At 61.8% G+C, this 12,789-nt stretch carries 11 protein-coding genes, 1 tRNA gene and 1 pseudogene; 9 read left to right on the top strand and 4 right to left on the bottom strand.

Going from position 1 to position 12,789, the window contains the following annotated elements; all coding sequences use genetic code 11:
• The first annotated feature begins 6 nt into the window (after nucleotides 1-6).
• From ACM6IK_RS14495 to ACM6IK_RS14470, 6 genes are all read left to right on the top strand, one after another.
• A complete protein-coding gene (locus tag ACM6IK_RS14495) occupies nucleotides 7-1,125 on the top strand; it encodes an ABC transporter ATP-binding protein (protein ID WP_414874884.1) in 1,119 nt (372 codons plus the stop codon).
• Nucleotides 1,126-1,140: 15 nt separating this feature from the next.
• Nucleotides 1,141-2,061 (top strand): ABC transporter permease, encoded by a 921-nt coding sequence (locus ACM6IK_RS14490; RefSeq protein ID WP_007981819.1) that lies wholly within the window; start codon nucleotides 1,141-1,143, stop codon nucleotides 2,059-2,061.
• Entirely contained in the window at nucleotides 2,061-2,867 is an 807-nt protein-coding gene (locus tag ACM6IK_RS14485) for an ABC transporter permease (protein ID WP_178120847.1), read from the top strand. Before ACM6IK_RS14490 ends, ACM6IK_RS14485 begins: the two co-directional genes overlap by 1 nt.
• Before the next feature lie 27 nt (nucleotides 2,868-2,894).
• Nucleotides 2,895-3,941 (top strand): extracellular solute-binding protein, encoded by a 1,047-nt coding sequence (locus ACM6IK_RS14480; protein WP_414874883.1) that lies wholly within the window; start codon nucleotides 2,895-2,897, stop codon nucleotides 3,939-3,941.
• A 60-nt stretch (nucleotides 3,942-4,001) separates the two neighbouring features.
• Entirely contained in the window at nucleotides 4,002-5,456 is a 1,455-nt protein-coding gene (locus tag ACM6IK_RS14475; protein WP_414874882.1) for an amidase, read from the top strand.
• Nucleotides 5,457-5,543: 87 nt separating this feature from the next.
• Nucleotides 5,544-5,620: transfer RNA gene (locus tag ACM6IK_RS14470), tRNA-Met, on the top strand.
• Nucleotides 5,621-5,720: 100 nt separating this feature from the next.
• Here ACM6IK_RS14470 and ACM6IK_RS14465 read toward each other — a convergent pair.
• The gene (locus ACM6IK_RS14465) at nucleotides 5,721-6,830 is read right to left on the bottom strand and encodes a M14 family metallopeptidase (protein WP_414874881.1); all 1,110 of its coding nucleotides are present in this window, start codon (nucleotides 6,828-6,830) and stop codon (nucleotides 5,721-5,723) included.
• 167 nt (nucleotides 6,831-6,997) lie between these two features.
• On the opposite strand from ACM6IK_RS14465, the gene ggt reads away from it, so the two are divergent.
• On the top strand, nucleotides 6,998-8,830 hold the full coding sequence (gene ggt / locus ACM6IK_RS14460) for a gamma-glutamyltransferase (protein ID WP_414874880.1): 1,833 nt from the start codon (nucleotides 6,998-7,000) through the stop codon (nucleotides 8,828-8,830).
• 260 nt (nucleotides 8,831-9,090) lie between these two features.
• On the opposite strand, the gene ddlA is transcribed toward ggt, so the two are convergent.
• Nucleotides 9,091-10,185, bottom strand: coding sequence for a D-alanine--D-alanine ligase (gene ddlA, locus ACM6IK_RS14455; RefSeq protein ID WP_414874879.1), 1,095 nt, complete (start codon nucleotides 10,183-10,185; stop codon nucleotides 9,091-9,093).
• A 165-nt stretch (nucleotides 10,186-10,350) separates the two neighbouring features.
• On the opposite strand from ddlA, the gene ACM6IK_RS14450 reads away from it, so the two are divergent.
• Together ACM6IK_RS14450 and ACM6IK_RS14445 are read left to right on the top strand one after the other, a co-directional pair.
• Nucleotides 10,351-11,160 (top strand): AraC family transcriptional regulator, encoded by an 810-nt coding sequence (locus ACM6IK_RS14450; protein ID WP_414875253.1) that lies wholly within the window; start codon nucleotides 10,351-10,353, stop codon nucleotides 11,158-11,160.
• 76 nt (nucleotides 11,161-11,236) lie between these two features.
• The gene (locus ACM6IK_RS14445) at nucleotides 11,237-11,605 is read left to right on the top strand and encodes a cupin domain-containing protein (RefSeq protein ID WP_414874878.1); all 369 of its coding nucleotides are present in this window, start codon (nucleotides 11,237-11,239) and stop codon (nucleotides 11,603-11,605) included.
• 12 nt (nucleotides 11,606-11,617) lie between these two features.
• Here ACM6IK_RS14445 and ACM6IK_RS14440 read toward each other — a convergent pair whose 3' ends face one another.
• Both ACM6IK_RS14440 and ACM6IK_RS14435 read right to left on the bottom strand, forming a co-directional pair.
• Complete coding sequence (locus ACM6IK_RS14440) at nucleotides 11,618-12,217, bottom strand: flavin reductase family protein (protein ID WP_414874877.1); 600 nt, start codon at nucleotides 12,215-12,217, stop codon at nucleotides 11,618-11,620.
• Between the two features lie 90 nt (nucleotides 12,218-12,307).
• Nucleotides 12,308-12,745 (bottom strand): annotated as a pseudogene (locus ACM6IK_RS14435) (methyl-accepting chemotaxis protein); the annotation flags it as partial.
• Between the last annotated feature and the right edge of the window lie 44 nt (nucleotides 12,746-12,789).

The raw sequence follows: 12,789 nt of genomic DNA, 5'->3' as shown, positions 1-12,789 counted from the left end.
TAACGCATGAATGCCCTGCATTCGCTGCAAACGCTGGCGGTGTCCATCCGCTCAGTGCGCAAAGTCTACGGTGATCCAAAGACTGGCCCGGTGGCGCTGAAAAGCATCGACCTGGACATTCGCGACAACGAATTCTTCACCCTGCTCGGCCCTTCGGGCTGCGGCAAAACCACACTTCTGCGGATGATCGCCGGGTTCGAGTTCCCTACCGAAGGCGAGATTCTGCTCTACGGCGAAAACATCGCCGACCGCCCGCCGTTCCAGCGCCCGGTCAACACGGTGTTCCAGCATTACGCGTTGTTCCCGCACATGACCATCGCCGAGAACCTGGCCTTCGGTCTTGAGTCCCACCCGATGGGCAAAGTCCTGAACAAAACGCAAATGGCCGAACGGGTGCGCGAGATGCTCGCCCTGGTGCAGATGGAGCGCTTTGCCAACCGCAAGCCGGCGCAGCTGTCCGGCGGTCAGCAACAGCGCGTCGCCCTGGCTCGTGCGTTGGCGCCGCATCCCAAAGTCTTGCTGCTCGACGAACCGCTCTCAGCCCTCGACCTCAAGCTGCGCCAGGCCATGCGTGAAGAGCTGAAAACCATTCAGGCCCGCACCGGTATCACCTTCATCTTCGTCACCCATGACCAGGAAGAAGCGCTGACCATGTCCGATCGCATCGCCGTGTTGTCCGAAGGTGAAGTGCAGCAGGTCGGCCGCCCGGAGGACATCTACGAACGCCCGCGCAATCGCTTCGTGGCGGACTTCATCGGTGAAACCAACTTCATCGAAGGTACGGTCACCCGTGTCGAAGACGGCTTGGCCCGGTTCGCCGGCCCGGCCGGTCATCCACTGCCTGCACAGCCATGCAGCGATGTGCGGGTCGGGGCCAACGTCACACTGTCCGTGCGCCCCGAGCGCTTGCATCTGGTACCGGCCACCACTGAGGCCGCTCTGCCGTGCCGGATCGAAGCGCAGATCTACCTCGGCACCGACCTGCAATACCAGGTCAGCTTGAGCGACGGTTCGCGCCTCACCGTGCGCACCCCCAACTGCGTCGACCAAAACAAACGCTTCGCCGTCGGCAGCCAGGCCGGCCTGTTGTTCGACCAGGGCAGCGCCAGCGTCCTGCACGATTGAGCGCGAGGAATTGCCATGCACGCTTTACCGATTGCCAATACCCTGGAACGTCGGCGGGCCTTCCAGAGCTTTCTCGGGGTCAGCCCCGCGCTGATCGCCATCGGCCTGTTTCTGATCGTGCCGATCCTGATCGTCATCGGTTACTCGCTGATGGAGGCCAACCCCTACGGCGGGGTGAACAAGGTGTTCAGCAGTGATGCCTACACCTCGCTGCTGTTCGAGCGGCAACTGGATGACAGCCTGGCGTTCGCAGACTCCTATTTGATCATCGCCCTGCGCTCGATCGGCATCGCCGGGCTGACCACCCTCATCACTTTGCTGATCGGCTTTCCGGTGGCGGTATGGCTGGCCATGCAACCGGCCCATCGCCGTGGCTTGCTGATATTTCTGATCACCGTGCCGTTCTGGGCCAACCTGCTGATCCGCACCTACGCGTGGATTCTGCTGCTGCGCAACACCGGAGTGATCAACAACAGCCTGATGGGCCTGGGAGTCATTGATCAACCGCTGCAACTGCTCTACACCGACGGCGCAGTGCTGCTGGGGCTGGTTTATACCTACGCGCCCTTCGTCGTACTGCCGATCTACGCCACCCTGGAAAAAATGGACATCCGCCTGCTCGAGGCCGCTCAGGACCTCTACGCCGGACGCGTTCGAACCCTGCGCAAGGTGGTGTTGCCGATCGCCAAGCCGGGGATTCTCGCTGGCGCCATCCTCACCTTCGTGCCTTGCCTGGGCGCGATGATCGCCCCGGAATTGCTCGGCGGTGGCACGCGGATGATGCTCGGCAACCTGATCTTCCGTCAGTTCAGCGATGCGCGGAACTGGCCATTCGGCGCGGCCCTGTCGCTGGTGCTGATGGCAGCGGTGATGTTGGTACTGACGGTTTATGCCTTGCGTGCCGAGCGCCAGCGCATCGCCAAAGGAGGTGCGTGATGATCGGCCTGTTCAAACGCAATACGCTGGGCGTGCAGGACTTCCCGGGCTTCGGCGGCTTCAGTTTCCTGTTCTACCTGTACCTCTACGCACCGATCGTGGTGCTGGTGGTGTTCTCGTTCAACGCCAATCAGTCGGCCACGGTGTGGACCGGCTTCAGCCTCGACTGGTATCGCGCGGCCTTCGCCAACCAGGCCCTGCGCCAGGCGGCCGGCAACAGCCTGTTGATCGCGGTCTGCGCCAGCATGGTCGCCACGGCCATCGCCACCCTTGCTGCCCTCGGCACTTCACGCGGAGCGAAGTTCAAGGGCCTGCAACTGTCCATGGGCGCGATCATGCTGCCCCTGGTGCTGCCGGAAATCGTGGTCGGCGTCGCCACCCTCGCGCTGTTCTCCACCATCGGTCTGTCCCTGGGCTACGGCAACCTGATCATCGCGCACACGGTGTTCTGTATTCCGTTTGCCTTTCTGCCGATACGGGCACGCCTGAACGACATGGACCTGTCCCTGGAACAAGCCTCGGCCGACCTCTATGCCGGCCCGTGGCGGACCTTCCGCAAGGTCACCCTGCCACTGCTGATGCCAGGGATTTTCTCCGGGCTGATGCTGGCCTTCATCGTGTCGCTGGATAACTTCGTGATCTCGATGATGGTCTCCCAGGCCGGCACCACGACCTTGCCGATCTTCATTTTCGGCCTGTTGCGCATGGGTGTGACACCCGACGTCAACGCCGTATCGACCCTGATCCTGGGCGTCTCGGTGCTGTTCGTCACGCTCTCTTATCTGCTGGGCAAAAAGAAAACCTGAACCTTCTACGTACTGTGGGGAAATAGCATGAGCAAGTTGATTGCAAGCATCGGCACTTCGTTGTTCCTGACTTTACCGCTGACCATGGTCGGCAGCGTTCAGGCCGCGGAAAAACTCAATGTGGTGAGCTGGAGCGGCTACTTTTCGCCGGAGATTATCGCCAAATTCCAGAAGCAGACCGGCATCGAAGTCACCGTCGACTCCTACGATTCCAACGAAACCCTGCTGGCCAAATTGAAACAGGGCGGTGCCGGTTACGACGTGGCAATCCCGTCGCACCAGTTCGTGCCGATCCTGATCAAGGAAAAACTGCTGGAGCGTTTCGACCCGGTCAACCAGCCCTACTATGCCGGCGTCGTCGACAACCTGAAAAAACCCACCTGGGACCCGGAAGGCGCTTACTCGGTGCCGTTCATCTGGGGCACCACCAGTGCGGTGCTCAACACCGAGCGCTACAAGGGCCCTGCCGACAGCCTCAAGGTGCTTTACGAGCCGCCGGCCGAGTTGCAAGGGCGAATCAACATGTTCGACTCGGTCAGCGACGTGGTGGACATGGCCAGCCTGTACCTGAACATCCCGCTGTGCAGCGAAGACCCGAAGCAGATGCAGCAGATCCTGACCCTGCTCAAGGCGCAGAAACCGTTCGTCAAAACCTACAGTTCCAAGGCTGGCTCGATTCGCGAAAACCTTGCCTCGGGTGAAATCGACATGTCGACCTTCTGGGGCGGCTCGTCGATGCGCGCCCGGGAGATGAAACCGAGCCTGAAATACCTGTACCCGAAAGAAGGCGTACTGGCCTGGGTCGACAACATGGTCATCCCGACCGGCAGCAAGAACCCGGCAAACGCCAAGGCCTTCATCGCGTTTCTCAGCCAGCCAGAAAACGCGGCGATGACCCAGAACTTCCTCAAGCACCAGAGCCCGATCAAGGGTGTGGAGCCGTTCCTCGACGCGGGACTGAAAGACGCTCCGGAACTGCACATTCCCGAAGGCACCAACGTGGTGTTCAGCAAGACCTGCGGCGAAGGCGCGATCCGCCTGGCCGACCGTCTCTGGACCAACCTGATGCGTTGATCGCTACCGCCCCGACGCGATGGCGGGGCGTTTTTCCAGCCGTCTGAAAGGCCGCTTGCAATGAACTCTAATAACATCAGCGAACTGGTCCTGTTGCAGGCCCACGAGCTCGCCGAACGCATCCGCCTGCGCCAGGTTTCCTGCCGGGAAGTGATGCAGACTTATCTTGCCCATATCGAACGCTTCAACCCGCTGGTCAATGCGCTGGTGAGCCTGCAAGCACCGGAAGACCTGCTGGCCCAGGCGGATATCCGCGACGCCGAGCTGGCCCGTGGTCAATACCGTGGCTGGATGCATGGCTTGCCCCATGCCATCAAGGACCTGTCCCTGACCCGCGGCATCCGCACCACGCTGGGTTCGCCGCTATACAAGGACTTCATCCCCGAGCGCGACGGCATCATGGTCGAGCGGATCAAGGCCGCCGGCGCGATTATCATCGGCAAGAGCAACACCCCGGAATTCGGTCTCGGCTCGCAAAGCTATAACCTGCTGTTCGGCGCGACCGGTTGCGCCTACGACCCGAGCAAGACCGCAGGCGGCAGCAGCGGTGGCGCGGCGGCGGCGCTGGCCATGCACCTGGTGCCGGTGGCCGACGGCAGCGACATGATGGGCTCGTTGCGCAACCCGGCCGCCTTCAACAACATCTTCGGTTTCCGTCCGTCCCAGGGCCGCGTGCCCTTCGATGACAGTGCCGACCTGTTTATCGACCAACTCGGCTACGAAGGCCCCATGGCTCGTAGCGTGCGCGATGCGGCATTGCTGCTGTCAGTGCAGGCCGGGGCCGATGCGCGGGCGCCACTGTCCATTGCCGAACCCGGCAACGCCTTTGCGGCACCGCTGGATCGAGACTTCAAAGGCACGCGTCTGGGCTGGCTCGGCGACTTCAACGGCTACCTGCCGATGGAGCAAGGCATCCTCTCATTGTGCGAAAAGGCCTTCGGCGACTTCGAAAGCCTGGGTTGCCATATCGAACCCGTACAGCCCGAATTCGCGCCAGAGAAGCTGTGGAGCAGTTGGCGGACGTTGCGCCACTGGATGGTCGCCGGCTCGTTGGGCGCGACCTATGCCGACCCGCAAAAACGTGCACTGTTGAAACCGGAAGCCTGCTGGGAAGTGGAGAACGGCCTGAAACTCTCGGCCACCGACGTGTTTGCCGCCTCGGTGACGCGCAGCGACTGGTATCGCGCGATCTCCAGGCTATTCGAAAAATACGACTACCTGCTGCTGCCCAGCGCTCAGGTGTTCCCGTTCGATAAAACCCAAACGTGGCCCGCCTCCATCGAAGGCGTGACCATGGACACCTATCACCGCTGGATGGAGGTGGTGATTCCCGGCACCTTGTCCGGCTGCCCGGTGGCTAACGTACAGGTCGGCTTCAACGCCAGCGGCCTGCCCATGGGCCTGCAAATCATCGGCAGACACCAGGCCGACTTCGCTGTCCTGCAACTGGCGCACGCGTACGAACAGGCCAGCCGCTGGTTCCAGCGCTGCCCTTCGCCACTGCTCAGAGGATAGATTTTGATAAACAGTTGAAAGCGCAGAGAAATATTTTAGATTTATGCTTGACGCATCCCCGTTACCGGTGAATAATGCGCGCCACTTGGCTACATAGCTCAGTTGGTTAGAGCATAGCATTCATAATGCTGGGGTCCGGGGTTCAAGTCCCTGTGTAGCCACCAAGTACTAAAAACGGCTTACCGCAAGGTAAGCCGTTTTTTTATGCATCGAAAAAAGTGCGCTGCGGTGACAGGGAAATCCTGCACCGCATGCGCGCCTCGATCAGACGCGAACCGTCGGCAATGCCGACAACGCCCGCTCCCAGATCTGCCACGTCCGCAACCAGACCATTGCCTGCCAATCGCTGTCCGCCGGATAGAACTGTTCCAGCAGATTCAGCTTGATCTCGCGCCCTGTTGCGTCATTCGGGTTGCCATGCAGATGCAGCCAGTGGTCATCGCGCAGATGACGGTGAACCTCCGGCCCCGGATAAGTCCCGCATTCAATGACAAATGGCATCAGCCGCACCTGCGGCAGCGCATTGACCAGCGCCTGCGAGGTGTAGCCGGTGGCCGTTGCCGCCACGCCGGTTTCGCTCAAGGTGTCGGCACCGGTTTGCAGGCTGTAGAGCCACGGGCCGTAAATCGCCTGCGCATCCGCCAGCGCCGGATAGGCGGATTCGGTGATGGTCAACAACATCGGATGACCGTACTCGCCAGCGCCCGTGTGCAAGTCAAAACACATGGCGACCTCGGCATGGGCCACGTGGTTTTGCACGACCTTGTGCAGCGTGCGGCTCGACCAGCTCGGCGCCAGCCCGCCGAAAAACAGGCCATCGGGATGAGCATGCTGACCGCCCTCGACAATCGACATGACTGCCGGCCAACCGTGCAGGCGAATCTGCTCGTCGAGCAAGGCGTCGGCGCGATCGCGCTGCGGACCATGCAACTGAGGGCAGGCATAGATTTCGTGCAAGGCGTTGTAGGCCTGGTTGTTTGGCAGCGGTCGTTGGAAATCCAGGTGATTGCGGTTCAGGTCGATGTTGTCTTCGTTGACCCGGCGCAACCACGCCATGCCCCAGGGGTTGATGGCATGGATCATGACCACGGCGACATCCGTAGGCAGGGAGCGCTTGCCCAACTCCTGCAGCCATTTGATCTGGCAGCCCGAGCCATAGAAGCCTTCGACCCCGTGAGTGCCGCTCAGCGCGATCAGCAGGCGCTTGGCGCCCGGATCACCCAATACCGCCACATCGGTGCTCAGGAGCTCACCAAACGGCCCTTTGAGCGGGTGTGGATACTCGGTCAACGTTGCGCCGGCGTTGGTCGCTGCGACCAGAAACTGTTCGCGCTGAGCGCGATAACTCGGCTGGGTTGGAAACTCCGTCTGCATGTCTGCCTCTTGTTGATTTTCTGGCCTGCCTGTTGGCAACGACCCTACAGAAAACCCCGCCATTGATGAAGGAAAAAAAGTCGGTGCCGTGGGACCTGGTTTGCGCCCCTCCCGGTCAGCCGATAAAGTCCACCGATCGTAGATCCAACGGACGGAGTACCCCACACGTGTTCTCAACCTTCCCTTTGCGCCGCTATCGCCTGCCAGCTCTGGTTCTGCTCGCCAGCGCCTTGACCCTGACCGCGTGCAACAACGCTTCAGTCCCGACCCTGCCGCTCGCACCGGAAAGCGCCTCCGGTTTCCGCACCGACCTGAAAACTCAACACGCCGAGAAATACATGGCCGCGGCGGCCAACCCGCTGGCGGCCGAAGCCGGGCGGGAGATGCTGCGCCGGGGCGGCTCGGCCATCGACGCGGCGATTGCGATGCAAGCGGTGTTGACGCTGGTCGAGCCACAGTCTTCGGGCATCGGTGGCGGCGCATTGATCGTACTCTGGGATGGCAAGGCCGTGCGCACCTACGACGGACGTGAAACCGCCCCGGCCGGCGCCACCGAGAAACTTTTCCTGCAAGCCAATGGGCAACCGATGGGGTTCACCCAGGCGCAGATTGGCGGCCGCTCAGTGGGCACACCCGGCGTATTGCGCGCCCTGGAACTGGCCCATCAAAAACACGGACGCCTGCCCTGGGCGCAGCTGTTTGAACCGGCCATCCGGCTCGCCGAGCAAGGCTTCGCCATTTCGCCACGCCTGCACCAGTTGATCGCTGCAGATGCGTCCATGCCGCGCTCAGCGGAAATGATGGCTTACTTGCGCAATGCCGATGGCAGCCCGAAAGCCGTCGGCACAAACCTGAAGAACCCGGCCCTGGCCGCCGTGTTCAAACGCATCGCCCATGAAGGTCCGGATGCCCTGTACAAAGGCCCGGTCGCCGAGGAAATCGCGGCCAAGGTACAGGGACACGCCAACCCCGGCAGCCTGTCCCTGAGCGATCTCGCCAACTACCAGGCCAAGGAACGCGCACCGTTGTGCACCGACTACAAGCGCTGGCAAGTCTGCGGCATGCCGCCGCCGTCGTCGGGCGGGATCGCCGTGGCGCAGATCCTCGGCACGCTGCAAGCCCTGGAGACTCGCGATCAACGCCTGGCGCTGGCACCGCTGAAGCCGGTCAAGACCACCGCCCCCGCCGGCATCGAACCCGATCCGCAAGCGGTGCACCTGATCTCGGAAGCCGAACGCCTGGCCTACGCCGACCGCGCTCAGTACGTCGCCGACACAGACTTCGTACCCGTGCCGGTCAAGGGCCTGGTCGACCCGGCCTACCTCGCCAGCCGCGCCGCCCTGATCGGCGAACGCAGCATGGGCACGGCCAAACCTGGCACTCCGCCGGGCATCCGGGTGGCCTATGCGCCAGACCGTTCGCCCCTGCGGATTTCCACCTCGCAAGTGGTGGCCGTCGATGACGCCGGCGGTGCCGTGTCGATGACTACCACCATCGAGTCAGCGTTTGGCTCGCACATCATGGTTCAGGGTTTCATGCTCAACAACGAGATGACCGACTTCTCGTTCATCCCCGAGGAAAACGGGCAAAAAGTCGCCAACCGCGTCGAACCCGGCAAACGCCCGCGCTCCTCCATGGCCCCGACCCTGATCTTCGACCGCCAGAGCGGCGAATTCCTCGCCACCGTCGGCTCCCCCGGCGGCTCGCAAATCATCGAATACGTGGCCAAATCCACCATCGGCCTGCTCGACTGGAACCTCGATGCCCAAACCGCCATCAACCTGCCCAACTTCGGCAGCCGTAACGGCCCGACCGAACTGGAACAGGGGCAGTTCAGCCCGACGCTGATTCAGGCGCTGAAAGACAAAGGGCACAGCGTGAGCGAGATCGACATGACCAGCGGGACCCAGGCGATCGTCCGGGTCAAGGACGCCCAAGGCAACGCGTCGCTGACAGGCGGGGCCGATCCACGGCGTGAAGGGCAAGCGCTGGGGGATTGAGTCGTACGCGGCGTTTTTTTATGCCTTTGAATCAAAAGATCGCAGCCTGCGGCAGCTCCTACAGGGAAACGCATTCCAATGTAGGAGCTGCCGCAGGCTGCGATCTTTTGATCTTTGCTATCAGGCCGTCAACGAATAGATCAACGCCGTAATCGCCACCAGGCCCACCGCCGTCGCTCCCGGTCGTTCAAGCCTAACGTTGCAATGCAATGAGAAAGGGCTTACCAGTGGGTAGGCCTTTTGTTTATGAGCAAGCTCGCTTATCGACTGATCTTCAACCCCTGCCGAACATGGTGCTTTTCCAGCGCCAGCTCGATCAGTCGCGTCACCAGTTCGCTGTAGGTCATGCCGGTGGCCTGCCACAGTTTCGGGTACATGCTGATGCGGGTGAAGCCGGGCAGCGAGTTGATTTCGTTGATCAACACTTCGCCGCTGTCGGTCAGGAACACATCGACGCGGGCCAGGCCGGAGCAGCCCAGTACCTGGAACGCTTCGACGGCCAGGGCGCGAATGCGCTCGCTGGCCTCGACGCTGATATTAGCCGGCACCACCACTTCAGCCGCCGTGTCGTCGATGTATTTGCTGTCGTAGGAATAGAACCCGCTTCGCACCACGATCTCGCCGCAACCGCTGGCGATGGCGTCTTCATTACCGAGCACCGCGCATTCAATCTCACGGCCGCTGACGGCAGATTCGATCAACACCTTGGTATCGAAACTCAAGGCCAGTTCCACCGCTGCGCTGTACTCAGCCTCGTCGGTGACCTTGCTAACGCCCACGGAAGAGCCCTGGTTTGCCGGTTTGACGAACAGCGGCAAACCCAACTTGCCCTGCACCTCGGCAAACCCGGTGCGCGCGGCCGTGGCGCGGGTCAATGTCACGAACGGCGTCACGGCCAGGCCGGCATCGCGCAGCAGGCGCTTGCTGATGTCCTTGTCCATGCACACGGCCGAGCCGAGTACATCGGAGCCGACAAACGGCAGATCAGCCATGCGCAGCAAGCCTTGCAGGCAACCGTCTTCCCCGAGGGTGCCGTGGACAATCGGGAAGATCACATCGACATGGCCGAGCATTTCCTGACTGGAGGTTTCCACCAGTTGCTGGCTGGCTTTACCCGGCACCACAGCCAGTTCACGATTGGATTGATTGAGGGCTATCAGCGCCGGGTTTTCCTGGTTCAGCAAAAAATTCGAAGGGTCGTTGAGGTGCCAGTGGCCTTGTTTGTCGATGCCGATCAGCACCGGCTCGAAGCGTGAACGATCCAGCGCATCGACGATGTTTTTCGCCGACTGCAACGACACCTCGTGCTCCGCCGAACGGCCCCCGAAAATGATCCCCACGCGCAGCTTGCTCATGACCTGGCCTCATCCTGACAAATAAAAAACGACCTGTAGCGAATGCGTCCCACAGTGCAGTATTTGCCCTTGGTTTTCTAGCGGACAAACCGCCTTCCGGTCAGAAGACAGGGAACCCCCGGCTGGGTTACCGTGTTGCGCATCAAGCTCAAGACGATCAACACTATGGCCAAGCGCACGCCTCGCAATGACTGGTTCCTTCGCGCGCCCGATGTCGGCGGGTTGCAGCGTTTCGAGGCGTTTTTTGCCGGCCATGGCTACGATCTTCACCGCCACGACACCTATGCCATCGGCCACACTCTGGCCGGGGTGCAGAGCTTTCAGTATCGCGGTGGCTGGCGTCACAGCCTGCCGGGCGCAACGATCGTGCTGCACCCGGACGAAGCCCACGATGGCGAAGCCGGCACCGAGTTCGGTTTCCAGTACCGGATGATGTACATCGAGCCGGCGCTGATCCAGCAGATGCTCGGCGGCCAAGCGCTGCCATTCATCAAGACCGGGCTGTCGAACGATCCGCGCCTGTTCGCCGCCACGGGCGCGTTGCTGCGCAGCCTGGATTGCCCGCTCGATCCCCTGGAAGAACAGGATGCGTTGTTCGATCTGGCGCAAGCCATGAGCACAGCTTCCGGTGTGCCTGGCAAACGCTCGGGTTTCGATTACGTAGCCGCGCAGCGTGCGCGGGAATACATCCACGGCGCCCTGGATCGCACCGTGACCCTGGATGAACTGGCGCAGCACAGTGGTCGGGATCGCTGGAGCCTGTCCCGGGATTTTCGCCTGTTGTTCGGCACCAGCCCCTACCGCTACCTGACCATGCGCCGCCTGGACTTGGTCCGTGCGCTGCTGATTCAGGGTCAGAGCCTGGTCAGCGCCGCGCTGATCGCAGGCTTCACCGACCAGAGCCACATGACCCGGCAATTCGGCAAAACCTACGGCCTGTCACCGGCGCGCTGGCTTAACATGCAGCGCCGTTGAGTCACGCACAATCGTACAAGAAGCGCGCCGGGGGGCTGGCTATCGTGGGTTCACCAACCACCGCGAGAGCTGTTTCATGAACGCTTACGAAAGCCTGAACTTCGCTGAAAAAATCAGCCGGATCGATTCCCACTGGTCGCCCCGGGTCATCGCCGAAATGAACGACTACCAGTTCAAGGTGGTGAAGCTGCTGGGGGACTTTATCTGGCACGACCACCCCGATACCGACGAAACCTTCATCGTGCTCGAAGGCCTGCTGCGCATCGATTTTCGCGATGGCCACGTGCTGGTGAATGCAGGGGAAATGTATGTAGTGCCCAAAGGCATCGAGCACAAGCCCTGTGCCGAGCAGGAGGTAAAACTCCTGCTGATCGAACCCAAGGGCGTACTCAACACCGGTAGCGAAGGTGGCGAGCGCACGGCCGAGAATGATGTGTGGATATGAGCGCTGACCGGCTCAAGTCTGCAAGCTCTTGCCGTCCACCGGCTCGCCAATGGTCAGGAAGTGCCCACCCGCTACGTGGTGCAAGGTGCGCAAGGCATCTTGCCCTTCGAAGTGCCAGCGCCCTTCGCTGAACACACGCTCGTCAGCCTGGGCGGAAATCACTTCGGCCAGGAACAGATCGTACTGCTGGTGGTTGTTCGGCTCCGGCAACAGGCGACATTCCAGCCAGGCCACGCAGCCTTCGAGCATCGGTGCATCAACGGACTGACCGGTGAATGTCTGCAAGTCGTAGGTTTCAAACTTGTCGCGGCCCTGGCCCTGGGTCAACTCCAGGCCGGAGGTCGAACCGACGGTTTGCACAATGTCGGCCTGGGCGGCGCACGGCACGTTCAGTACAAAAGTGCCCGAGGCCTCCAGCAACTGGCGAGTCCAGGTGGACTTGTCCAGCACCACGGCAATTTTCGGCGGTTCGAAATCCAGTGGCATGGCCCAGGCTGCCGCCATGATATTGCGCCGGCCACCGTGGGCTGCGCTGACCAGCACGGTCGGGCCATGATTGAGCAGACGATAGGCCTTGGACAAGGGAACCGGACGGCGGTGGGAAGCGCTCATGGAAGTCTGCTCCTGGGGGAAAAGAGCCGATTGTAGCGCCCACGTAACCCTGTGGGAGCGGGCTTGCCCCCACCAAGAGCTGATCGCAGGTCAGTTGGTGAGTTGATTGGCAAACTGCCCCACCGCATTGACCACTTTCTGCGCGCCGTCCTGGATCTCGACAATCACCGTACCCGCTTCCGCCGCCAGTGCCAGGCCCTGTTCGGCCTGGAGCTTGCCGTCGGTCATCAGCGCCACGGCGTTGCGCGCCATGTCCTGGTTCTGCCGTACCACGAGGACGATTTCGTCGGTGGCCTGGCTGGTGCGCGACGCCAGTTGCCGGACTTCATCGGCCACCACGGCGAAGCCCCTACCCTGCTCGCCTGCACGCGCCGCTTCGATGGCCGCGTTGAGCGCCAGCAGGTTGGTCTGCTCGGCAATGCCGCTGATGGTTTTGACGATGGTACCGATCACCAGCGACTGCTCGTTCAAGGCCTCGATGCCATCGCCAGCGGTTTGCATGTGTTTGGCCAGGTCACGCATCACGTCCACGGCCTGGGTCACCACGGCGTTACCGCGCTGGGCGCTTTGGT

It is taken from the genome of Pseudomonas sp. IT-196MI5 (assembly GCF_949767415.1).
GTDB lineage: Bacteria > Pseudomonadota > Gammaproteobacteria > Pseudomonadales > Pseudomonadaceae > Aquipseudomonas.
Note: the sequence above shows the minus strand (reverse complement) of the source record. Positions and strands in the feature narration are given on the sequence as shown.